The sequence below is a fragment of the Micromonospora echinospora genome, from assembly GCF_014203425.1.
In the GTDB taxonomy this organism is placed as follows: Bacteria; Actinomycetota; Actinomycetes; order Mycobacteriales; family Micromonosporaceae; genus Micromonospora; species Micromonospora echinospora_A.
Genome location: NZ_JACHJC010000001.1, coordinates 5,989,254 through 6,011,239 on the forward strand (window position 1 = coordinate 5,989,254; position 21,986 = coordinate 6,011,239).

A 21,986-nucleotide genomic window follows, 5' to 3' on the forward strand; every position below is an offset into this window, starting at 1 on the left:
CCGGCCCCCCTGCCGGAAACCCGTCGCGGGCCGCCGTAGGCTGGGGGACGTGACGGTACGTGTACGCTTCGCCCCCTCCCCGACCGGTATGTTCCACGTCGGCGGCGCCCGCTCGGCGCTGCAGAACTGGATCTTCGCCAAGCAGCAGGGCGGGGTGTTCGTGCTGCGCATCGAGGACACCGACGCGGCCCGCAACAAGCCCGAGTGGACCGAGGGCATCCTGTCCGCGCTCGAGTGGATCGGCATCGACCGGGGCAGCTACGAGGGCCCGTACTTCCAGTCCTCGTACGCCGGTGAGCACCGGGCCGCCGCGCAGCGGCTGTACGAGGGCGGCCGGGCCTACTACTGCGACTGCACCCGCGAGGACGTGCAGGCGCGTACCGGCCCGCAGCAGCGCGGCTACGACGGCTTCTGCCGCGACCGCGGCCTGGGGCCGGGCGAGGGCCGGGCACTGCGCTTCCGTACGCCCGACGAGGGCGAGACGGTGGTGGTCGACCTGGTGCGCGGCGAACCGACGTTCGAGAACAAGCTGATCGAGGACTTCGTCATCGCCCGCGGCGACGGCTCCCCGGTGTTCCTGCTGGCGAATGTCGTGGACGACATGTCGATGGGGATCACCCACGTGATCCGGGCCGAGGAGCACCTGCCGAACACCCCGAAGCAGCAGCTTCTCTGGGACGCGCTCGGGGTCAAGCCGCCGATCTGGGCGCACGTGCCGGTGGTGGTGAACGAGAAGCGGCAGAAGCTGTCCAAGCGGCGGGACAAGGTCGCGCTGGAGGCGTACCGGGACGAGGGCTACCTCGCCGACGCGATGCGCAACTACCTGATGCTGCTGGGCTGGGCGCCGTCGGGCGACCGGGAGATCGTGCCCTGGTCGGTGATCGAGCAGGAGTTCCGGCTGGACGAGGTCAACCCGTCCCCGGCGTTCTTCGACGAGAAGAAGCTGCGCGCCTTCAACGGCGACTACATCCGGGCGCTGCCGGTGGAGGACTTCGTCGCCGCCTGCCAGCCGTGGCTCACCGGCACCGGGACCATCGCCCCGCCGCCGTGGCAGCCGGAGGAGTTCGACCCGGCCGCGTTCGCGGCGGTGGCCCCGCTGGCGCAGACCCGGATCGCGGTGCTCAGCGAGATCGTGCCGAACGTCGACTTCCTCTTCCTGGCCGACCCGCTGATCGACGAGGCGGCGTGGGCGAAGGCGATGAAGGAGGGCGCGGCCGACCTGCTGGACGCGGCGATCGTCGCGTTCGAGGCGCTGGAGTCCTGGGACGCCGAGTCGCTCAAGGCCACACTGGAGGCCGTCGGTGCGGAGCGCGGGCTGAAGCTGGGCAAGGCACAGGCGCCGGTACGGGTCGCTGTCACCGGCCGCACCGTCGGGCTGCCGCTGTTCGAGTCGCTGGAGGTGCTGGGCCGCGACCGTACGCTGACCCGGCTGCGTGCCGCCCGCGTACGCCTGGTCTGAGCGGCAGGTCCGGCGCCGGTCGCCGCCGGCCCGGGCGTGTCGTGGCCGGGAACCGTACCCCTGTTGAGCGATATGCCTCTGAGTCATGATTATGACTCAGAGGCATATCGGCTCTCGGCGATCGTTGTGCCAGCCGCGTCACGCAGAGTGTTCCCCGCGAGCCGGCTCCCGCTGACCGGCCGGCGTCAGCGGCGGGCGGCCCGGCGGCGCAGCAGCAGCCCGCCGCCCAGCGCGGCCAGCACCACCACCGCGCCGGCCGCCCACAGCCAGCCCGTACCCCCGTCGTCGTTCGCCTCGGCGGCGGCCGGCGTCGGGCTCGCCCGGGTCGGCGCGGCGGTGGTGGGAGCGGCGGTCGGCGCGGCGCTGGTCGGCGGCGCGCTCGCCGACGGCGCCTCCGCCGGGGTGCCGGTGGTCAGGGTGAACCGGACCTCCCCTTTGATCGGATGGCCGTCGTCGGACGCCAGCCGGTAGGTGACGATGTAGAGCCCGGCCGCGCCCGGCCGGAACGGCACTATCACCCGCTTGCCGGAGAAGGTCGGCGCGCCGCCGGTCGCGGCCACATTGTCCGGTCCGGTGACGGTGACCTCGGTCGTGGCCTCCTTCGGCGTGGCCAGGAACCGCAGCTCGATCCGCTCCGGCGCGGCGGCCAGCCGGGCCCCGTCGCGCGGGTCGCTGCCGGTCAGTGAGTTGTGCGCGGCGGCCGGCGCGGCCGGTAGCACCGACACCGCCGCCGCCACCCCGAGCACGACCAGCCAGGTACGCGCCACACGAGCGACCCTGCCCCCCATGGTTCCCTCCGTCCGGGTAAGATCCGGCCGATGATCATCGGCCGCTCATTGGTCGGTCTCAGCTCGCAAATAGTTCCAAATACTCTTCCACCTGCTGCAACCAAGCGCCGTTCTGCGGAGTCTTTGTGGTGGACACCGGTCCAGTGTGACTGCAGCGGAAGCCAGCCATCGAACGGGGCGAGGAGGCGGCGATGATCCGGAAGGTGAGACGGCTGCTGATCGCCGTGACCGGGACGATGGCGGCCCTCGCGTGCACACTGGCCCTGACCGGCACGACGGCGGCCCAGGCCGCCCCGAAACCGAAGCCCGCGCCGACCGGCGTCGACATCACCGGCGACAAGCTCGACGAGCCGCTGCGGCTGCGCACCGACAGCCGGTCGGCCGAGGTCCACCTGGTGATCGACCAGATCAAGTGGCTGGGCACGACCGGCCAGCTGCGCGGCCCGGCCGCCGCGGACCTCGGTCCGAAGTACACGGTGGTGGTGCACGTCGCCGCCGGTCCGCAGCGCACCTACGACCTCTTCCCCCTGGCCAAGGGCGGCCCGCGCGTCTACCGGCCGGCCAAGCAGCCGGACAGGAGCAACCCTCGCGCGGGCTGGTTCTTCGGGCGGCTCAACATGCCGGAGACGCTGCGGTCGGTAGGGGTGCCGATGCCGGCGCAGTTCGACACGCTCGCCGGTGGCATCGGCGGCGGCGACCGGGTGCTCCCAGAGGAGGCGCTCGACCCGGTGGGCGATCTCGACACCGCCCTCGGCGAACTCCAGCGGCTGCTGCTGCTCAACGTGGGCGTCGTGCTGGTCATCACCGCCGGACTCGCCGGCATCGCGCTGCTGGTGCGCCGCCGCACCCGCTGAACCCGGCTGCGACGCCAGGCCCGGCGTCCGCGCGGGCGGCGTCAGCGCGGGCGGCTCCGCGTCAGACCCGGCAGCTCCGCCTCAGCACCAGCGGCTCGGCGGCCGCTCCCGGCGCGACCGGCGATTGAGCGGGCGTACCGCGCCGTGGCGGTGGGCGCCCGCCCAGCCCGCCAGGTCGCTGCGACAGCCCTGCTCCGGCGACGGCTCGTCCGCGAGATGCGCCGGCTCGGCGGCCCGCTGACGGGGCACCGCCGGCTCGTCCTCGGCGCGCTCCGCGGCCCGGCCGGCGGCCTGCTCGCCCTGGTGGTGCAGGCACGGCCGACGTGGGTGCGTGGCCGTGACCGGCTGGTCGTGGCCACGCCGGCACGCTTCGCCCTGGGCGCAACCGTGCTCGGCCTCCCCCTGCGCCATCCCGGCCTCCTCACCGTCGCCCTCGCGCGCCCGCCGGAACGGCCCGGGCGCGCCCTGACACCGTACTGGCCCGCCCGGACAAGATCGCCAGCGCGTACCGGTGGAGATCGTCACGCCACGGCGACGCCGCCACCTCGGGGTGGAACCGCTGCTCAGCGCGTGTCAGGCTGGTGCGGTGAGCGAACCGGGCGGCACGGAGACGTCGGCGACGCTGCGCCGCATCGAACGGGCGGCGGGCAGCCTGGCCACCGCCAGCGTGGCCCGGATGGACGAGACGCTGCCCTGGTTCCGCGGCCTGCCCGCCGACCAGCGCTCCTGGGTCATGCTCGTGGCCCAGGCCGGCGTGCGGTCGCTGGTGCAGTGGCTGCGCCAGGGCGGCGGCGCGACCGACCGCACCCAGGAGGTGTCGGACGAGGTCTTCGCCGCCGCGCCGCAGGCGCTGGCCCGCTCGATCAGCCTCCAGCAGACCGTGGCGCTGATCAAGGTGACCATCGACGTGGTCGAGGAGCAGGTGTCGGAGCTGGCCGTGCCGGGCGAGGAGCAGTCGCTGCGGGAGGCGGTGCTGCGCTTCTCCCGGGAGATCGCGTTCGCCGCCGCGCGGGTCTACGCCCGGGCCGCCGAGAGCCGCGGCTCCTGGGACGCCCGGTTGCAGGCGCTGCTCGTCGACGCCCTGCTGCGCGGCGACTCCCCGGACGTGCTGGCCAGCCGGGCCGCCGCGCTGGGCTGGACGGACGCGCCGCCGGTCGCGGTGGCGGTGGGCCGCTCGCCGGGCGGCGAGGTGGCCGCCGTGCTGCACACCGTCTACCGGCAGGCCCGGCGGATCGGCGTCGAGGTCATCGGCGGCGTGCACGGCGACCGCCTGGTGATCGTGCTGGGCGGGGCGGCCGACCCGGTGGCGGCCACGGAGAAGCTGCGTACCGCCTTCGGTGAGGGACCGGTGGTGGTCGGCCCGGCGGTGCCCAGCCTGGACGAGGCCACCGAGTCGGCGCGGGCCGCGCTGGCCGGGTTCCGGGCCGCGCCGGCCTGGCCGACCGCGCCGTGCCCGGTCTCCGCGGACGAACTGCTCCCGGAGCGGGCGCTGGCCGGCGACACGGAGGCCCGCCGCCGGTTGCGCCACGACGTGTACGCGGCACTCGCCCGGTCCGGCGGTGAGCTGCTGGAGACGCTCGACGCGTTCTTCGCCGCCGGTGGCACGCTGGAGAGCGCCGCCCGGGCGCTGTTCGTGCACCCGAACACCGTGCGCTACCGCCTGAAGCGGATCGCCGAGGTGACCGGCTTCTCGCCGCTGGCCCCGCGAGACGCGTTCGCGTTGCAGGTCGCGCTGACAGTGGGACGCCTCGACCCGGTGGTGCCGACGGTCTCCGACCGGCGATGATCGCCGACGATCTTTGTAGGTTTCCTCTAAAGGTTCTAGTGCGGTTTGGTGCCGTACGTTACAGCGCGGCACGCCGGTATCCGTCAGAGTCGTACACGTGCTCGCCGTACTCTCTCCCGGACAGGGTTCACAGAAGCCCGGCTTCCTCGCGCCGTGGCTCGACCTCCCCGGCGCCGAAGCGCGTCTGCGCTGGTGGTCGGCCCTGGCCGGGGTGGACCTGATCCACCTGGGCACCGGGGCCGACGCGGACGAGATCAAGGACACCGCCCGCACCCAGCCGCTGCTCGTCGCCGCCGCGCTGCTCGCCGCCGAGCACCTGCCGATGCACGACGTCGCGCTGGTCGCCGGGCACAGCGTCGGTGAGCTGGGCGCCGCCGCCCTGGCCGGGGTGCTGCCCGCCGAGGCCGCCGTGACGCTCGCCGGCGTACGCGGACGCGAGATGGCCGCGGCCTGCGCGTTGGAGCCGACCGGGATGGCCGCCGTGCTCGGCGGTGACCCGGACGAGGTGCTCGCCGCGCTGCGGGCCCACGGGCTGCACCCGGCCAACCGCAACGGCGCCGGTCAGGTCGTGGCCGCCGGCGCTGTCGACGGGCTGGACAAGCTCGCCGCCGAACCGCCGGCCCGCACCCGGGTCATCCGGCTCCAGGTGGCCGGCGCGTTCCACACGCCGTACATGGCGCCGGCCGAGGCCGCGCTGGCCGGCGTCGCCGCCGGTGTCACCGCCTCCGCCCCGGCCCGGATCCTGCTGTCCAACCTCGACGGCGCGCCGGTCGGGCACGGCCCGGAGACGGTGCAACGGCTGGTCCGGCAGGTCACCGCCCCGGTCCGCTGGGACCTGTGCATGCGCACGCTCGCCGACCTCGGGGTCACCGGCGTGATCGAGCTGCCGCCGGCCGGCACCCTGGCCGGGCTGGTCAAGCGGGAACTCAAGGGCGAGGGCGCGCCGGAGATCGTCACCCTGAACACCCCCGCCGACCTGCCCGCCGCGCGGCGGCTGATCGCCCGCCACGCCGGTCCCGCCGCCCGGCCGTCCGCGCCGTGGTTCCGCGTGGTGGTCTCCCCCGCCGCCGGTCGCCTCACCCGGGCGGCCGAGGCGACGGTGGGCGTCGAGGTACGCGCCGGCCAGGTCCTCGGCCACGTCGCCGGAGGGCGAGGGCCGGTCGAGGTGACCGCGCACGACAACGGGCTGCTCACCGAGTGGCTCGCGCACCACGCCGACCCGGTCGCCCCGGGCCAGCCCCTCGTCCGCATCGGAGGAACGCACTAAATGGCCGGCAGCCGGATCGTCGCGATGGGGCACTATCAGCCCTCCCGCGTCGTCACGAACGACGAGATCGCGCAGATGGTCGACACCAGCGACGAGTGGATCCGGGACCGGGTCGGCATCGTCACGCGGCGGATCGCGGGCGACGAGACGGTGGCCGACATGGCCGCCGCCGCCGCCGGCAAGGCGCTCGCCAACTCCGGCCTGACCGCCGCTGACATCGACCTGGTGGTGGTGGCCACCTGCTCGTCGGTGGACCGCAGCCCGAACGTGGCCTGCCGGGTCGCGGCGAAGCTCGGCATCAACGCGCCGGGGGCGTTCGACCTCAACACCGCCTGCTCCGGCTTCGCGTACGGGCTGGGCACCGTGGACCACGCGATCCGGGCCGGCGCGTCGCGCAACGCGATCGTCGTCGGCGCGGAGAAGCTCTCCGACTTCACCGACTGGACCGACCGCTCGACCTGCATCATCTTCGCCGACGGCGCGGGCGCCGCGGTGGTCACCGCGACCGCCGACGACGAGCCGGCCGGGATCGGGCCGGTGGTCTGGGGTTCCGCCCCGGAGAAGAGCGACGCGGTACGCATCGAGGGCTGGCAGCCCTACATCGCGCAGGAGGGGCAGTCGGTGTTCCGCTGGGCCACCACGGCGATCGCCCCGCTCGCGCTGCAGGCCTGCGAGCGGGCCGGGGTGGACCCGTCGGAGCTGGCCGCGTTCGTGCCGCACCAGGCCAACGGCCGGATCATCGACGGCATCGCCAAGCGGCTGAACATCCCGGACGCGATCATCGCCAAGGACATCGTCGAGTCCGGCAACACGTCGGCGGCGAGCATCCCGCTGGCCCTGTCGAAGCTGGTCGAGCGGCGTGAGGTGCCCTCGGGCGCCCCGGTGCTGCTGTTCGGCTTCGGCGGCGGCCTGACCTACGCCGGTCAGGTCGTGCGCTGCCCCTGAGACCCCCTCGGGCGCGAACGCGCCGAGGCGTGTGGCCGGCGACGCCGGTCACCGGTAACCCCCGATGAGAGGAACCAACCGCAATGACCCGTGACGAGATCACCGCCGGCCTCGCCGAGATTCTCGAAGAGGTTGCCGGCGTGAACCCGGACGACGTGGCCGAGGGGAAGTCCTTCACCGACGACCTCGACGTCGACTCGCTCTCCATGGTGGAGGTCGTGGTGGCGGCCGAGGAGAAGTTCGGCGTCAAGATCCCGGACAACGAGGTGCAGAACCTCAAGACGGTCGGCGACGCGGTCAGCTACATCGAGGCGCAGTCCTGATCATGAGTCGTCCCGACGTCGTCGTCACCGGGCTCGGCGCGACGACCCCGCTCGGCGGGGACGTCGCGTCGACCTGGGACGCCATGCTCGCCGGCCGCTCCGGGGTGAGTGCGCTCACCCAGGAGTGGGCGGCGGACCTGCCCGTCCGGATCGCCGCCCAGCTGGCGGTCGACCCGTCCGAGGTGCTGGACCGGGTGAAGCTGCGCCGGCTGGACCGCTCCGAGGCGATCGCCATCATCGCCGCCCGGCAGGCGTGGGCCGACGCCGGGCTGGCCGAGACCGGGCCGGACCCGGAGCGCCTGGCGGTCAGCGTCGGCTCGGGCATCGGCGGCGCCACCACCCTTCTCGCCCAGGACGACATCCTGGAGGCGTCCGGCCCGCGGCGGGTCTCCCCGCACACCATCCCGATGCTGATGCCGAACGGTCCGGCCGCCTGGGTCGGGCTGGAGCTGGGCGCCAAGGCCGGCGTACACACGGTCGCCAGCGCCTGCGCGACCGGCGCGGAGGCGATCGCGCTGGGCCTGGACATCATCCGCGCCGGCCGGGCCGACGTGGTGGTGGCCGGCGGCACCGAGGCGGTCATCCACCCGCTGCCGATCGCCGGCTTCAGCTCGATGCGGGCCATGTCGACCCGCAACGACGAGCCGGAGCGGGCCTCCCGGCCGTGGGACTCGGGCCGCGACGGCTTCGTTCTCGGTGAGGGCGCGGGCGTGGTGATCCTGGAACGGGCCGAGCACGCCGCCGCCCGGGGCGCCCGGGTGTACGCGCGCCTGGCCGGCGCGGGGATCACCTCGGACGCGTACGACATCGTGCAGCCGCACGCGGAGGGCGAGGGCGCGATCCGGGCCATCGCCCGGGCGGTCGCCGACGCGGACGTGGCCCGTACCGACATCGTGCACGTCAACGCGCACGCCACCTCGACCCCGGTCGGGGACATGCTGGAGATCGGCGCGCTGCGCAAGGCGGTCGGCGACCACCCGGTGCTCACCGCCACCAAGTCGATGACCGGGCACCTGCTCGGCGCGGCCGGGGCGCTGGAGTCGATCGCCACCATCCTGGCCATCCGGGACGGCGTGATCCCGCCGACGATCAACCTGGACGACCCGGACGAGGGCCTCACCCTGGACGTCGCCGCGCACAAGTCGCGGCACATGGAGATCCCGGCGGCGCTGAACAACGCGTTCGGCTTCGGCGGGCACAACGTGGCGCTGGTCTTCACCCGCCCCTGATGTAAGGAAGGGCCCCTTGTTAACAGGCGACTGTTAACAAGGGGCCCTTCCTCTACCGCAGGCGTTAACAGGGGGCCCTTCCTTACACCTCAGCCGCCGTTGCGGGGGTGTAGCCGGGCGGTCCGCTCGTTGCCACGCCGGTAGTTGCCGGTCCACCGGGCCATGGTCAGCTGCGGATCGTCGCCGACCTCGGCCAGGAACTGCGCGGCCCGGCCGCCGCGAAGCGTGCTCGCGACCCGCCCGTGATGCGTGATGACCACTGTCCCGTCGGCGCGCTCGACGTAGCGGAAACCCTGTGCTGCCTCTCCCATGGGCGCACACCCTGCCAGCCGGGGCCGCCCGGCCGCATCCGACTTAAGCCGCTGAGGATCAGGTGCGGCAGGTGGTGGCCGGCAGGCCGGCGACCGGCACCGGGGAGCGGCCGGCCGGGGGGGCCTTGCCGGCGAGCACGGCTGCCAGCCCGGTCATCGAGGCCCGGGTGGACGAGTAGGTAGCCATCAGCGTCGGGGACTTCGCCCCGGACAGCACGTACGGCGTGTCCATCGCCACCGTCACGGCGGCGTCGGCACGCAGGTCCTTCGCCCCGTCGCCGTACCCGACCAGGTGCACCACTGTGCCGCCGGAGGGCACCACCTTGACGCCGGCCGCAGTGAGCGCCTCGGTGAGCAGCTTGCGGGTGCGTTCTCGGCCGCCGGATGAGGTCACGCTGACCGGCCCGGTCACCGCGCCGCCGCACTTGCCACGCAGCACCGTCACCGCGGCGGTGGCGAGGTCGTCGGCGGCCTTGCGGTGTGCGGCGCCGTCGAGCGTGGACAGCGCGGGCGTGTCCCGCCCGGCCAGCCGGAACTTCATGGTCAGCACCCGGGTGACCGCCTCGACAAGGCGGGCGCGGGGCAACGAGCCGTCCTTGAGCGCGGCACGCAGCCCGTCGTACGCCTGCTTGACGTTCGGCGTCATCAGGATGAGGTCGTTGCCGGCGTTGAGCGCGCGCACCGCGGCCTCGCCCGGCGACCACTTCTTCGCCGGGGCCATGTTCATCCCGTCGGTGATCACCACGCCCTGGAAGCCGAGCTGGCCGCGGAGCACGTCGGTGAGCAGCTTGCGGGAGAACGTCGCCGGGGTGCCCGGGTCGACCGCCTTGACGTCCAGATGGGCCGACATCACCGCCAGGGCCCCGGCGCCGATCCCGGCCCGGAACGGCGGGAACGCGAGGCGGTCCAGGTCGGCGCGGGACTGCTTGATCACGGGCAGCTCGGTGTGCGAGTCCTCGGCGCTCAGGCCGTGCCCGGGGAAGTGCTTGACCGCCGCGCCGACGCCCTCGGCCTGCAGGCCGCGTACCGCGCCGGCCACCTGCGGGGACGCGGTCGCCGGGTCGGCGCCGAAGGACCGGGAGCCGATCACCGTGCTGCGGGTGACGAGCACGTCGGCGACCGGGGCGAAGTCGAGGTTGATGCCCATCGCGGCCAGCTCGGCCCCGGCGGCCCGCCACGCGGCCTCGGTCAGCGCCGGGTTCCCGGCGGCGCCGGCCGCGAGCGGGCTCGGCAGCAGGGTCACCCCGTCGGTGATCCGGGTGACCACGCCGTACTCCTGGTCGGTGCCGATCAGGAACGGCGCGGCGCCGGCGGGCAGCTTGCCGGCGGCGGCGCGCAGCCCGTCGGTGAGCGCCCGGACCTGCTTCGGGTTGTCGACGTTCGTGGTGGCCTGGTTGGCGGAGGTCGGGTCGTCGGCGCTGAAGCCGACCAGGATCACGCCGCCGAGCCGGTACTTCGCCACCATCTCGGCGGGGGTGTCGACGCCGGCGAGCGCCCGGTTGCCGGCCGCCGAGCCGGCCGAGACCTCGGTGGCCGAGCTGCCGTACGCGTACGGCATCAGCACCTGCCCGACCAGGTCCTCGTCGGAGAGCGTGCCGACCAGCGCGGCGGCGCGGGCGGCCGGGTCAGCGGCCGGCGGGTCGCTCGGCGCCGGCGCGGCCGACGACGGCGCCGGACTCGACGGGGTGGGACGGGGCCGGTCCGGCCCGTCCGAGCACCCGGAGACGAGCAGCGCGGTCAGTGCGGCGAGCGCGACGGCGGAGCGCCGCGAGGAAATCGACACGCGGCCCACCGTATCGGGGCAACTCGACCGCCGTCACCCGACCCGGGTGAGCAGCGTCACCGGGGCGCCGTCGCCGGCGTACCGGTAGGGCTCCAGCTCGGCGTCCCAGGCGGTGCCGAGCGCCTTGTCCAGCGCGTGGGCCAGCGCCTCCGGGCCACGCGCGGCGGCCATCAGGCTGCGCAGCCGGTCCTCGCCGAGCTGGATGTCGCCGGCCGCGCCGACGGCGGCCCGGAACAGGCCGCGGCCCGGTACGTACATGAAGCGCTCGCCGTCGACGCCGGAACTGGGTTCCTCGGTGACCTCGAAACGGATCATGGGCCACTGCCGGAGGGCAGCGGCCAGCTCCGCGCCGGTCCCCGGGCTGCCGGTCCAGCCGCACTCGGCGCGACGAGCGCCCGGATCGGCGGGCTGCGCCGTCCAGTGCAGGTTGACCGGCGCGGCGAGGACGCGCGCGATCGCCCACTCGACGTGCGAGCACACGGCGAGCGGGGTCGAGTGGACGTATACGACGCCACGCGTTGGCACGGTGACCTCCCGGTGAGCCGAGGTGCGTCTTCCCCTACGACCTCGTCCTACCAAGTGGTACCTGGCACCCATGATGACTCGTGTGGCTGGTGGTGCGCCAGCGAATCGGAAAATTCGCCAGGGCCCGGCGGCGGGAAATACCCGGGCGGCTGACCCGGTTGTGCCCTCTGACGCCGCGATGACCAGCCAGGTGTCGTGGTCGTGTACAGTTCTCTGGGCGGTTCTCTGTGCCGCCGTACATCTTCGCGGGCCGGCGCTCAACCCGGGCGTCACTCGCACAGCCCCCGGACGGCCTTCCGTCCCCACCGTACGTCTGCAAGGAGTACCTCCGTGGCGAGCAACACCTCTAAGACCGCGCGCGCGTCCGTCCGGGCCGGCCAGGCTGGCCAGGGTGGCGCCCTCAGCGTGCTGGGCGAGTTCAAGTACCTGATCCCGCTCAACGGCGGCAAGCACGCCTACGTGCGCAACCTGACCAACGGCAAGACCGCGCACCTGCGCACCGACTCCGAGGCCTTCGTCGAGGAGATCCGCGTGCTGGCCGCCGCCGGCCACGCCGCCAAGATCCGCGCCGAGATCAACGGCCTGGCCGCGTCCTACCCGGACCACGGCTGGGACGCCACCGAGAAGCGCCTGGTCGAGGCCGGCGTCTTCGAGGGCTGAGCGCCCTCACCCGCACCACCGAAACCGCCCGCCGGGATCACCCCGGCGGGCGGTTTCGCGTCTGCTCCTGCGGCAGCAGCGTCACCTCGCCCGTGGCCAGGTCGTAGAGCGCGCCCTCCACTGCCAGCTCACCGGCGTCCACCGGCCCGGCCAGCCGGTCGTCGCAGCGCAGCGCTGCCACGGTGCGCCGGACGTGGCGGCGGATCGCCAGCGGATGCGCGTCCGGTTCGTCCACGCCGACGTCGGTGACCGCCGGGGCGATCCGGTCGACCACGTACGCCAGGTCGCCGCCGGGGTGCCGCCCGGTGCGCAGCGCCTCGACCGCCGAGCCGACCGCACCGCAGCGCTCATGGCCCAGCACCATCACCAGGCGTACGCCGAGCTGCCCCACCACGTACTCGATCGAGCCGCGTACGGCCCGGTCGAGCACGTGCGCCCCGGTACGGATCACGCAGATCGAACCGAACGTCTGGTCGAAGATCGCCTCCAACGGCACGCGCGAGTCGATACAGCCCAGCACCACCGCGTACGGCTGCTGGTCGCCGGAGGCCACGGCGGCGGCAGCGGTGACGTCGTGCCCGTGCACCGGCTGGCCGCTGACGAAGCGACGGTTGCCGGCGAGCAACTCGGCCAGCGCGGCGCGCGGGCTGCGGGCGGCGGACGGCATGCCCCCAGCCTGGTCACCGATCCGGCCGCCGTGGGGCCGGACGCGAATCTTCTCCCCGCCCCGGTTGCCGTGGTGTCATGACGGGTAACGCCGGTGTCACCGCCGGGACACCCGGTGGGCGCAAACCGGACGGCTCGGGGGTGGACGACATGGAACTGCGGCTTCCGGACGGCGTACGCCTGCACGTGACAGTCACCGGTCCGGTCGACGCCGAGGTCACTCTGGTGATGCTGCACGGCTGGACGCTCGACGGGCGCAGCTGGCACCGCCAGGTCGCCGACATGCGGGAGCGGTTCGGCGACCGGGTCCGCCTGGTCACCTACGACGCGCGCGGCCACGGCCGGTCGAGCTGCATGGCGCTGCGTGACGCCACGCTGGCCCAGCTCGGCGACGACCTCGCCGCGGTGGTCGACGAGATCGCCCCGTCCGGGCCAATCGTGCTGGTCGGGCACTCGATGGGCGGTATGACGGTGATGGAGTACGCCCACCGACACCCCGACCGGTTCGCCGCGCGTACCGCCGGGCTGGTCTTCGTCTCGACCACCGCCGAGGGGCACACGCACACCGTCTACGGCCTCTCCCCCCGCATCACCCGGCTGATCCGGCTCGCCGAGACCACCGGCGCCGGGGTGCTGGCCCGGTGCGGCGGCTGGCGGCCACCGCACGCGCTGCTGCGCGCGCTGCGCCCGAGCATCCGCTGGATGCTGTTCGGCGACCGCTGCGACCCGGCGGACATCCGGCTGGTCACCTCGGCGGTGGCCCGCGCCACGCTGCGCTCGATCGGCGGGTTCCGCGCCTCGATCGGGGCGCAGCACCGGCTGGAGACGCTCGCCGCGCTCGGCGGGCTGCCCGCCGCCGCGCTGGTCGGGGACCGGGACCGGCTCACCCCGCCGCCGTGCGCCGAGTCGATCGCGGCGGCGCTGCCCACCACGGAGCTGACCGTGTGCCCGGGCGCCGGCCACATGCTGATGATGGAGCGCCCGGACCAGGTGAACGACGCCGTGGCCGGGGTGCTGGACCGGGTGCTGACCGGCCGCCCGACGACCCGCCTCTGAGCGTCTCCCGCTCCCGAACGGCACTGACGTACGCCACGCGGACGGCATGCCCCGGCGCTGCGGTTGCCGAGGGCCCGTACCCTCATTCAGCCCGTCGTGCCGTCCGACCACAGGAGCGCCCGCGTTGACCGACCAGACCACGCTGGACCGGGAGATCGCCTCCGAGCAGCGCCACCTCGACCGGGTGTACGCCCGGCTGGCCGAACTGCGCCGGTCGGCGGCCGACGCCGAGCGGGAGGGCTACCAGCTGGCCCGGGTCGGCAACTTCGGCGCGCTGGTCGAGCGGGACGCGATGGTCTTCCACGCCGCTCAGCGCCGGCACGTGCTCGACGCCGAGCACGAGGGACTGGTGTTCGGGCGGCTGGACCTGCGTACCGGGCAGGTGCTGCACGTCGGGCGCCTGGGTGTGCGGGGGGTGGACGCGGAGACGCTGGTGGTGGACTGGCGGGCCCCGGCTGCCGCCGCGTTCTACCAGGCAACGCCCGCCGAGCCGCGCGGCGTGGTGCGCCGGCGCACGATCCAGTCGGCCTCGGAAAAGGTCACCCGGATCGAGGACGACCTGCTGGACCCGGAGGCCGCGCCGCCGGAGATGGCGGTGGTCGGCGACGGGGCGCTGCTGGCCACGCTGTCCCGGGCCACCGGCCGGGGCATGCGGGACATCGTCGCCACCATCCAGCGCGAGCAGGACGAGGCGATCCGCTCCCCCGGCAACGGCGTCACGATCGTCTCCGGCGGCCCGGGGACGGGCAAGACGGCGGTGGCGTTGCACCGGGCCGCGTACCTGCTCTATTCCGACCGGGCCCGGTACGCCGGCGGCGGCATCCTGGTGGTCGGCCCGTCCGGCGTGTTCGTCGAGTACATCGCCTCGGTGCTGCCCTCGCTGGGCGAGGAGACCGCCACGCTGCGCTCGCTCGGCTCGCTGTTCCCGGGCCTGTCGGCGTCCCGGACCGACCCGCCGGACGTGGCGGCGGTGAAGGGCTCGCTGCGGATGCGCCGGGTGCTGGAGCGCGCGGTACGCGACGCGGTGCCGGACTCCCCGGCCGAGCTGCGCCTGCTGTACCGGGGTGAGCTGCTGCGCCTGGAGCGTCCCGCGCTGGACGCGATCCGGGACCGGACGCTGGCCCGGGGCGCGCGCCGCAACGAGGTACGCCGGGCGGCGTTCGACGCGGTGCTCGCCGCGCTCTACGCGCAGGCCCGCACGCTGCGGGTGGGCCGGCTGCCGGAGCAGCCCGCGTTCGAGGACGAGATCATCGAGCGGCCGGAGTTCCGCGAGTTCCTCAAGGCGTGGTGGCCACGGCTGCACCCACGGCACGTGCTGGACTGGCTGGCCCGCCCGGACCGGCTGCGCCGCTACGCCGGGGGGATCCTCTCCTCGGCCGAGATCCGGCTGCTCGGGCAGGCGTACCGCACGCTCGCGACCGACGGGCTGACGGTGGCGGACATCGCGCTGCTGGACGAGCTGGACGCGCTGCTGGGCAAGCCGGTGCAGCGGGCCCGGCCCAAGCGCGACCCGTACCAGCTCGCCGGTGGCGTGCGCGAGCTGAGCACGTACGCCGATCGGCAGCGCGCCGCCCGGGCGGCGGCCCGGGAGCGGCCGGCCGACTACCGCGACTACGCCCACGTGGTGGTGGACGAGGCGCAGGACGTCTCGCCGATGCAGTGGCGGATGGTCGGCCGGCGCGGGCGACTGGCCTCCTGGACCGTGGTCGGCGACCCGGCGCAGACGGCCTGGACCGGCGACCCGCAGGAGCTGGACCGGGCCCGGGACCAGGCGCTGGGCCGGCGCAAGCGGCACCGCTACGAGCTGACCACCAACTACCGCAACTCGGCGGAGATCTTCGCGGTGGCGGCGGCGGAGATCCGCCGGCTCTACCCGGATCTGCCGCTGCCCGACGCGGTCCGGTCCACCGGCGTGCTGCCGGTCGAGCGCGTGGTGCCCGCCGCCGAGTTGCCGGCGGCCACCGTCGAGGCGGCCGAGGCGCTGCTCGGACAGGTGGAGGGCACGGTCGGCGTGATCACACCGGTGCCGCGCCGGGACGAGGTGGCCGGCTGGCTGGGCGCGCGCGGCGCGGGCCGGCTCCAGGTGGTGACCAGCCTCCAGGCCAAGGGCATGGAGTACGACGGCGTGGTGCTGGTGGCGCCGAGCGAGATCCGGGCCGATCCCGGGTCGGGCGTGCGCACGCTCTACGTGGCGCTGTCCCGGGCGACCCAGCGCCTCACCACGCTCGACCCGGTGGGGTGAGGAGCCGCGCCGGCACCACCCACAGTTCACTTGCATACATAGCGATGTGAACATACATTGGGCCCGGCCGGTACGCGGCAGGAAGGGTGTTGGCGTGGGCGCAGGTCATGACCACAGCGGCGCGGTGGCCAACGCGGCACACCGCCACCGCGGCCGCCTCTGGGCCGCGTTCGCGCTGCTCGCCGTCCTGATGGTGGTCGAGGCGGTGGCCGCCTTCACCACCGGCTCGCTCGCCCTGCTCTCCGATGCCGGGCACATGTTCACCGACGTGCTCGGCATCGGCATGGCCCTCGCGGCGATCACCGCCACCCGGCGCGCCGGCACCGACCCGCAGCGCACGTTCGGCCTCTACCGGCTGGAGGTGCTAGCCGCACTCGCCAACGCCGTGCTGCTCGGCGCCGTCGCGGTCTACGTCCTGGTCGAGGCGGTACGCCGCTTCGGCGAGCCGCCGGAGGTGCTCGCCGGCCCGATGCTCGTGGTGGCGGTGCTCGGCCTGCTCGCCAACATCGTCGCCTTCGCGCTGCTGCGGGCCGGGTCGAAGGAGAGCATCAACCTGCGCGGCGCGTACCTGGAGGTGCTCGGCGACCTGCTCGGCTCGCTCGGCGTGATCGCCGCGGCGCTGGTCATCGCGGTCACCGACTGGTGGTGGGCGGACCCCCTGGTCGCCGTCGGGATCGGCCTGTTCATCCTGCCGCGCACCTGGCGGCTCGGCCGGGCCGCGGTGCGCATCCTGGTGCAGGCAGCGCCGGAGCACCTGCAGGTGACCGCCGTGCACGACCGGCTGGCCGCGGTCCCCGGCGTGGCCGAGGTGCACGACCTGCACGTCTGGACGCTCACCTCCGGGATGGAGGTGGCCTCGGCGCACCTGACCACCGACCCGGGCGTCGACCCCGGCGGGGTCCTTGCCGCCGCGCGGGCCGCGCTGCACGAGGACTTCTCCATCGATCACGCCACGTTGCAGGTCGAACCCGGAGCGTCCGCGGGCGTGTGCGGAAAGACCGAGTGGTGATTAGGACAGACTTAAATCACTGCGGCTGCTGTACAGTAATGTCGGTTTTGCCCCATCATGCGGCACCACGCATCGGAGCCGCGCCCGGGCAGCGCCGGTAGGCTCGGTCGCGGCCGCAGCCTCCGGCGCCACCGGCGCAGGTGGGGTGGCCGTCGCCTAATCGCCCGAAGGGGGCGAGCCGGGGAACCACGTACGTGGGGTGCATCCGCGTCAGCGGTAGGGATCTTCCGTCCCGAACCCGTCAGCTAACCCGGTCGGCGGTTGACGGAAGGACATGTGAATGCCCCCAGTGGCACCTGTACGACGGACGGCCGCCCGATTGGCGGCCCTGCTCGTCGCGACGCTGACTCTCGGCGTCGCGACCGTTCCGGCCTCCCCCGCCTCGGCGGCGCCCCGGACCGCCCTGCTCGCCGCCGCACCCGGCGACGACGAAGGCGGCACGCCGGAGCTGCGCGCCCAACTCGACGCGGCCAGCAAGGGCTGGCTGGAGGCGAAGGCCGCGCTGAACCAGTCGGTGAACCGCCAGAAGCAGCTGAACGACCAGCTCAAGACGGTCGGTGTCGAACTGGCCGCACGCGACGCCAAGGTCGGCGAGATCGCCGGGGTGGCGTACCGCGCCGGCCGCCTCGGCACCGCCGCGGCGCTGCTCGACAGCAGCAGCCCGGCGGGCTTCATGGACCGGGCCGCCACCCTGGAACAGGTCGCCGCGCACGAGGACCGCACGGTGCGCGACCTGATCGCCACCCGCGACGAGGCCACCCGCACCCGGGCCGCGCTCGACGCCGAGATCCGCGAGCAACGCAAGCAGGTCGCGGTGATGGGCAAGCGCAAGGAGCAGGCCGAGCGCGCGCTCGAAGTGGCGAACGACAGGGCGTCACGCAGCAGCAGTGGCGGCGGCGGCGGCGTCCAGGGCACCTCCAACAAGAACGCGAAGCCGGCGCCGCGCAACTCGGACGGCTCATGGCCCGCGGAGTCGTGCAGCGTCAACGACCCGACCCCGGCCAACGGCTGCATCACCCCGCGGACGCTGCACGCGCTACAGCAGGCCAAGGCGGCCGGCTTCACCCGGTACGTCTCGTGCCACCGGCCCAGCGGCTCGGGCGAGCACCCGAAGGGGCGGGCCTGCGACTTCGCCGCCCAGAAGAACGGCTTCGGGGGCGTGGCCACCGGCGGTGACCGGACGTACGGCAACAACCTGGCCGCGTACTTCGTGCGCAACGCCGACCCGCTCGCCGTGCTCTACGTGATCTGGTTCAAGCAGATCTGGCTGCCCAGCAGCGGGTGGAAGGCGTACAGCGGCGGCAACGGCGATCCGTCCAGCGACCACACCAACCACGTGCACCTGTCGGTGTACTAGCGCGCTCCCGGGGGGCCGGCCGGATCGGGCCGGCCCTCCAGCGTCGCGCCGAGACGGGCCGCCAGGCTCAGGTGAGCCGCCCGGGCCTGACGGAACGCGTACCCGAACAGCGGCGCCGGCGCGGTCAGCGTGATCTCCACGTCGATGCGCACGGTGCCGTCGGGCTCGTCGCGCAGCCGGGTGTGGTTGCGCACCGTCGTCGCCGGCTGCTGCCGGGCCACCGTGACCACCTCGTCCTCGCTCGCGACCAGCACGTCCGCCTGGTACGTGACCGGGAAGTGCAGCGGGCCCAGTTGCAGCCGGTCGGTGATCGCGTAGCTGGCCAGCGCGCCCGGCCGGGCCGGCAGTTGCCGGACCCGGACGATCAGCGGATGCAGCTCGCCCTGGCGACTGAGGTCACCCAGCAGGGCCACCGCGTCGGCCCGGCCGCACCGGGCCTGCACGGTGTAGCTGAAGCTGTCGCTGCTCTGCAAGCGGGCCCCCTCGCCGTCGTACGTCGCGACGATCGTCCCGTACGGACGCCGGACTGGCAACGGGTAGAAGGTCCCCTGGCCGGAGGGGGTGTGAGCGGCGCTCAGGCGCCGGGCAGCACCTCGGGGGTGTCGTCGGCGAACCACGGTTCGGGAGCGCCGAAGAGGCCGAGCAGGCCGGTCACCCAGAGCTGCCGGTGCACGAACCGGCTCGGCTCGGTGACCACCAGCTTGACGCCGCTGACCTCGCAGGTCTGGAAGCCGGCGACCATGGCGCTGATGCCGACCGAGTCGATGAACGTGACGAGCCGCATGTTCAGCTCGATGCGTGCGGGACGGCCCTTCGCGAGCACCTCGGCGATCGCTTCCCGCACCTCGTACGCGGTGTCGACGTCGATCTCCCCACGGGGCGCGATCTGGACGACACCACCCGGCCGCACCGACTTCACGATCGACAGGCTCACGCGAGCACCTCCACTCGCCCTTGACGGGCGCCTCATCAGTACGCGGGCCGCGACCGAGAGTATTCCTCCAACGGCTCGGTCGCCACCCCCCGGGATGAGCAATTCGCGAACTGGGCACACCTGGGCGCACCCAATCCGGACCTCCGGGTTCCAGTTTCCCCTTCGACGCGGGCCACGACCGGCCGTACGGCCGGTCGGACCCGTCGATCCGCCGACCAGGGTAGCGGGCGCGCGCACTTCGCGACGACACCCCGCTCTCGGCGCGTTCGGGTGGTTCGTCCCGGTTTGAAAGCCTGCTAGCCGCCCGCGCCCCACTGTGGGTTTGCCGCCGCCGCGCGCGGGGCACTGCCCGGGGGAGTCAACCCGTGACGCGCCGGATGGACACCGGAGTCCGAAGTGGCCGCCGGCCTTCGGCACCCGAGGAGGTAGAACGATGTTCGGATCCAACCTGCTGGACCGCCGGGGCAAGGCCGAGCGGGTCGCCGACCAGGCGTGGCAGCACCTGCTCTCCGCGGCCGGCTCCGCCGGTGACAGCGTGCGCGACGCCACCCGCGCCGCCCGCCGCAACTCCTCCGGCTTCGCCGACGACGCCACCGACCTGGTCGGCTCCGCCGCCGAGGAGGCGCGCCGGCGTGCCACGCTCGCCTTCGACGCGCTGGCCGGGCGTCGGCCCGCGCTGCCCTGGACGCTGCTGATCGCGGCGGCGCTCGCGGGCGCGGCGATCGGCTGGGCCGCCGGCACCGCCGCGCGCGCCGCGGGCAGCCGCGACCGCGCCGCGGACGAGATCGAGTTCGTGGACGTGGACCGTCCGAACTCCCCGGCCGGCCTGGACGGCTGAACCGCACCCGACCGGCACGGTGGCCGCTCCCGGTACTCCCGGGGGCGGCCACCGTGTTTGCGTGGTGCGCTCCCCCTCACCCGGACCGGGTGAGGGTCGGTCACCCGGGACACGCGCAGGATCGCGGGTGCGGGACCCGTGCCCGCGCCGCCGTCGACGGGAGGGAGAGCCGGATGGCCACCGACACGATCACGCGTACCGACCGGGACATCCAGTCCGCGGTGCTCGACGAACTGACCTGGGAACCCCGGGTCGGCCCCGACGAGATCGGGGTGACTGTCACCGAGGGCGTGGTGACGCTGACCGGCAGGGTGGACAGCTACGCCAAGAAGTGGGCCGCCGAGCGGGCCGCGCACCGGGCCGCCCGGGTCCGCGCGGTCGCCAACGACCTCTTCGTCCAGATCGCCACCGCCGCCGGGCGGGAGGACCCGGAGATCGCCGTAGCGGCCGTACGGGCGCTGGAGTGGGACGCCTTCGTGCCGGTCGAGGCGCTGCAGGTGACAGTCTCCGACGGCTGGGTCACGCTGCACGGCGACGTCGAGTGGGAGTACCAGCGGCGCGCCGCCGAACGGTCGGTCGCCCGGCTCACCGGCGTACGCGGGGTGAGCAACGGGATCGCCGTGCGCCCGGCGGTACGCGCCGACGGGCACGACCTGGCCGAGCGGATCGTGGACGCGCTCGCGCGCAACGCCGCCACCGAGGCCGAGACCGTCGACGTCCGGGTGCACGGCGACACGGTGCTGCTGGGCGGGCAGGTCCAGTCGGCCGGCGAACGCGCGGACATCGAGCGGGTGGTGTGGAACGCCCCCGGCATCCGGGAGGTGCACAACCACCTCGTCGTGCGCTGAGCCGAACCACCCCGCCCGGGTGAGCCCGCCTCACCCGGGCGCCGGCCATTGTGGGAGGCATGAGTGATCCGAACGGGCTGATCACACCCGGGCGGGCCGCCCCCGGCTTCACGCTGCCGGCGGCGCCGGACGGGCGACAGGTGGGTCCCGGGCAGTTCCGGGGCCGTCCGGTGGTGCTGGCCTTCTATCCCGCCGACTGGTCACCGGTCTGCGGCGAGCAGATGGCCCTCTACCAGGCGGCCCTGCCCGAGCTGGAGCGGTACGACGCGGTGCTGCTGGGCATCTCGGTGGACAGCGTCGACTCGCACCGGGCGTTCGCCGAGAGCCAGGGCATCCGCTTCCCGTTGCTCGCCGACTTCGAGCCCAAGGGCGAGGTGTCGCGCCGATACGGCGCGTACGCGCCGCGTGGGCAGTCCGACCGGGCGCTCGTGGTCGTCGACCCGGACGGCCGGGTGGCCTGGAGCCACCTGTCCCCGCCCGAGGTGAACCCGGGCGTGGACGGCATCCTCGACGCCCTGGAGCGGCTCAACTCGGATCGGCGGGTGAACGCCTGATGACCACGCCACTTCAGGTCACCACCGCGCGGCTGCGGACCTCGGTGACCGACAGCGACCACGTCCGCGGGCCGGTGGACGCGCCGGTCACGATCGTCGAGTACGGCGACTTCCAGTGCCGGTTCTGCGGCGCCGCGTACCCGAACCTCACCGAGGTGCTGCGCCAGCGGGCCGACGTGGTGCGCCTGGCGTACCGGCACTTTCCGATCGCCAACATCCACCCGCACGCGGAGAGCGCGGCGGAGACCGCCGAGGCGGCCGCCGCCCGGGGCCGGTTCTGGGAGATGTACGACTGGCTCTTCCAGCACCAGGACCAGCTCGACCCGGTGCACCTGTCGCTCGGCGTCGAGCAGATCGGACTGTCGCCGGACGAGATCGCCGCGGAGGTCGGCCGGCAGGAGTACGCCGACCGGGTCCGGCGGGACTTCGTCGACGGCATCCGCAGCGGCGTCAACGGCACCCCGACCCTGTTCGTCAACGGCGTCCGCCACGACGGCGGTTACGACGTTGCCGAACTGCTGACCGTGGTGGACGCCGCCGCCGACGTCTGAG

24 protein-coding genes and 1 riboswitch are annotated in these 21,986 nt (G+C 74.0%); of the genes, 16 read left to right on the forward strand and 8 right to left on the reverse strand.

Annotated features, from left to right (window positions below; genetic code table 11):
* The first annotated feature begins 49 nt into the window (after positions 1 to 49).
* On the forward strand, positions 50 to 1,459 hold the full coding sequence (gene gltX / locus FHU28_RS26790) for a glutamate--tRNA ligase (protein ID WP_073831290.1): 1,410 nt from the start codon (positions 50 to 52) through the stop codon (positions 1,457 to 1,459).
* Between the two features lie 185 nt (positions 1,460 to 1,644).
* Here gltX and FHU28_RS26795 read toward each other — a convergent pair whose 3' ends face one another.
* Positions 1,645 to 2,247 carry a copper resistance CopC family protein gene (locus FHU28_RS26795; RefSeq protein WP_184687232.1) on the reverse strand — a complete coding sequence of 201 codons (603 nt, stop codon included), beginning with the start codon at positions 2,245 to 2,247 and terminating at the stop codon, positions 1,645 to 1,647.
* A gap of 191 nt (positions 2,248 to 2,438) precedes the next feature.
* Here FHU28_RS26795 and FHU28_RS26800 point away from each other — a divergent pair, with 191 nt between their 5' ends.
* On the forward strand, positions 2,439 to 3,101 hold the full coding sequence (locus FHU28_RS26800; protein WP_184687235.1) for a hypothetical protein: 663 nt from the start codon (positions 2,439 to 2,441) through the stop codon (positions 3,099 to 3,101).
* 81 nt (positions 3,102 to 3,182) lie between these two features.
* On the opposite strand, the gene FHU28_RS26805 is transcribed toward FHU28_RS26800, so the two are convergent.
* Complete coding sequence (locus FHU28_RS26805) at positions 3,183 to 3,512, reverse strand: hypothetical protein (RefSeq protein WP_184687238.1); 330 nt, start codon at positions 3,510 to 3,512, stop codon at positions 3,183 to 3,185.
* A 100-nt stretch (positions 3,513 to 3,612) separates the two neighbouring features.
* Between FHU28_RS26805 and FHU28_RS26810 the strand changes: the two genes are divergently transcribed.
* The 5 genes from FHU28_RS26810 to fabF all read left to right on the forward strand — a co-directional run bounded on the left by FHU28_RS26810 (position 3,613) and on the right by fabF (position 8,651).
* Positions 3,613 to 4,887: a PucR family transcriptional regulator gene (locus FHU28_RS26810; RefSeq protein WP_311773661.1), complete on the forward strand. Its 1,275-nt coding sequence runs from the start codon at positions 3,613 to 3,615 to the stop codon at positions 4,885 to 4,887.
* A gap of 97 nt (positions 4,888 to 4,984) precedes the next feature.
* On the forward strand, positions 4,985 to 6,154 hold the full coding sequence (locus tag FHU28_RS26815) for an acyltransferase domain-containing protein (RefSeq protein ID WP_184687243.1): 1,170 nt from the start codon (positions 4,985 to 4,987) through the stop codon (positions 6,152 to 6,154).
* Complete coding sequence (locus FHU28_RS26820) at positions 6,155 to 7,099, forward strand: beta-ketoacyl-ACP synthase III (protein ID WP_184687246.1); 945 nt, start codon at positions 6,155 to 6,157, stop codon at positions 7,097 to 7,099. It abuts the gene before it with no gap.
* Between the two features lie 83 nt (positions 7,100 to 7,182).
* Entirely contained in the window at positions 7,183 to 7,422 is a 240-nt protein-coding gene (locus tag FHU28_RS26825) for an acyl carrier protein (RefSeq protein ID WP_007072348.1), read from the forward strand.
* A 2-nt stretch (positions 7,423 to 7,424) separates the two neighbouring features.
* Positions 7,425 to 8,651 (forward strand): beta-ketoacyl-ACP synthase II, encoded by a 1,227-nt coding sequence (gene fabF / locus FHU28_RS26830; RefSeq protein ID WP_184687248.1) that lies wholly within the window; start codon positions 7,425 to 7,427, stop codon positions 8,649 to 8,651.
* 89 nt (positions 8,652 to 8,740) lie between these two features.
* Here fabF and FHU28_RS26835 read toward each other — a convergent pair whose 3' ends face one another.
* Genes FHU28_RS26835 through FHU28_RS26845 form a run of 3 tightly spaced genes read right to left on the reverse strand, consistent with a single transcriptional unit; the run spans position 8,741 to position 11,270 of the window.
* Positions 8,741 to 8,962: a hypothetical protein gene (locus FHU28_RS26835; protein ID WP_184687251.1), complete on the reverse strand. Its 222-nt coding sequence runs from the start codon at positions 8,960 to 8,962 to the stop codon at positions 8,741 to 8,743.
* Between the two features lie 58 nt (positions 8,963 to 9,020).
* Positions 9,021 to 10,745, reverse strand: coding sequence for a glycoside hydrolase family 3 protein (locus FHU28_RS26840; RefSeq protein WP_184687253.1), 1,725 nt, complete (start codon positions 10,743 to 10,745; stop codon positions 9,021 to 9,023).
* A gap of 33 nt (positions 10,746 to 10,778) precedes the next feature.
* The gene (locus tag FHU28_RS26845; RefSeq protein ID WP_184687255.1) at positions 10,779 to 11,270 is read right to left on the reverse strand and encodes a DUF3145 domain-containing protein; all 492 of its coding nucleotides are present in this window, start codon (positions 11,268 to 11,270) and stop codon (positions 10,779 to 10,781) included.
* Between the two features lie 330 nt (positions 11,271 to 11,600).
* Between FHU28_RS26845 and FHU28_RS26850 the strand changes: the two genes are divergently transcribed.
* The gene (locus FHU28_RS26850; RefSeq protein WP_026268296.1) at positions 11,601 to 11,930 is read left to right on the forward strand and encodes a hypothetical protein; all 330 of its coding nucleotides are present in this window, start codon (positions 11,601 to 11,603) and stop codon (positions 11,928 to 11,930) included.
* Between the two features lie 37 nt (positions 11,931 to 11,967).
* On the opposite strand, the gene FHU28_RS26855 is transcribed toward FHU28_RS26850, so the two are convergent.
* A complete protein-coding gene (locus FHU28_RS26855; protein ID WP_184687257.1) occupies positions 11,968 to 12,597 on the reverse strand; it encodes a carbonic anhydrase in 630 nt (209 codons plus the stop codon).
* Between the two features lie 149 nt (positions 12,598 to 12,746).
* Between FHU28_RS26855 and FHU28_RS26860 the strand changes: the two genes are divergently transcribed.
* The 4 genes from FHU28_RS26860 to FHU28_RS26875 all read left to right on the forward strand — a co-directional run bounded on the left by FHU28_RS26860 (position 12,747) and on the right by FHU28_RS26875 (position 18,260).
* Entirely contained in the window at positions 12,747 to 13,652 is a 906-nt protein-coding gene (locus FHU28_RS26860; protein WP_184689955.1) for an alpha/beta fold hydrolase, read from the forward strand.
* Positions 13,653 to 13,776: 124 nt separating this feature from the next.
* Positions 13,777 to 15,894: a HelD family protein gene (locus tag FHU28_RS26865; protein WP_184687260.1), complete on the forward strand. Its 2,118-nt coding sequence runs from the start codon at positions 13,777 to 13,779 to the stop codon at positions 15,892 to 15,894.
* A 94-nt stretch (positions 15,895 to 15,988) separates the two neighbouring features.
* Positions 15,989 to 16,903 (forward strand): cation diffusion facilitator family transporter, encoded by a 915-nt coding sequence (locus FHU28_RS26870; protein WP_073831277.1) that lies wholly within the window; start codon positions 15,989 to 15,991, stop codon positions 16,901 to 16,903.
* Between the two features lie 143 nt (positions 16,904 to 17,046).
* A riboswitch (cyclic di-AMP (ydaO/yuaA leader) is annotated at positions 17,047 to 17,179 on the forward strand.
* Between the two features lie 4 nt (positions 17,180 to 17,183).
* Positions 17,184 to 18,260, forward strand: a complete 1,077-nt coding sequence (locus tag FHU28_RS26875) for a coiled-coil domain-containing protein (protein ID WP_184687262.1) — start codon at positions 17,184 to 17,186, stop codon at positions 18,258 to 18,260.
* On the opposite strand, the gene FHU28_RS26880 is transcribed toward FHU28_RS26875, so the two are convergent.
* A complete protein-coding gene (locus tag FHU28_RS26880; protein WP_260413124.1) occupies positions 18,257 to 18,793 on the reverse strand; it encodes an SRPBCC family protein in 537 nt (178 codons plus the stop codon). The two genes, FHU28_RS26875 and FHU28_RS26880, sit on opposite strands and share 4 nt — an antisense overlap.
* Positions 18,794 to 18,834: 41 nt before the next feature.
* Positions 18,835 to 19,194, reverse strand: a complete 360-nt coding sequence (locus tag FHU28_RS26885; RefSeq protein WP_013475611.1) for an STAS domain-containing protein — start codon at positions 19,192 to 19,194, stop codon at positions 18,835 to 18,837.
* Positions 19,195 to 19,627: 433 nt separating this feature from the next.
* On the opposite strand from FHU28_RS26885, the gene FHU28_RS26890 reads away from it, so the two are divergent.
* The 4 genes from FHU28_RS26890 to FHU28_RS26905 all read left to right on the forward strand — a co-directional run bounded on the left by FHU28_RS26890 (position 19,628) and on the right by FHU28_RS26905 (position 21,985).
* Positions 19,628 to 20,032 (forward strand): hypothetical protein, encoded by a 405-nt coding sequence (locus FHU28_RS26890; protein WP_030503623.1) that lies wholly within the window; start codon positions 19,628 to 19,630, stop codon positions 20,030 to 20,032.
* 173 nt (positions 20,033 to 20,205) lie between these two features.
* On the forward strand, positions 20,206 to 20,880 hold the full coding sequence (locus FHU28_RS26895) for a BON domain-containing protein (protein WP_184687264.1): 675 nt from the start codon (positions 20,206 to 20,208) through the stop codon (positions 20,878 to 20,880).
* A 59-nt stretch (positions 20,881 to 20,939) separates the two neighbouring features.
* Positions 20,940 to 21,434, forward strand: coding sequence for a redoxin domain-containing protein (locus FHU28_RS26900; protein ID WP_184687266.1), 495 nt, complete (start codon positions 20,940 to 20,942; stop codon positions 21,432 to 21,434).
* Positions 21,434 to 21,985, forward strand: coding sequence for a DsbA family protein (locus tag FHU28_RS26905; protein WP_184687268.1), 552 nt, complete (start codon positions 21,434 to 21,436; stop codon positions 21,983 to 21,985). Before FHU28_RS26900 ends, FHU28_RS26905 begins: the two co-directional genes overlap by 1 nt.
* Position 21,986: the final 1 nt, after the last annotated feature.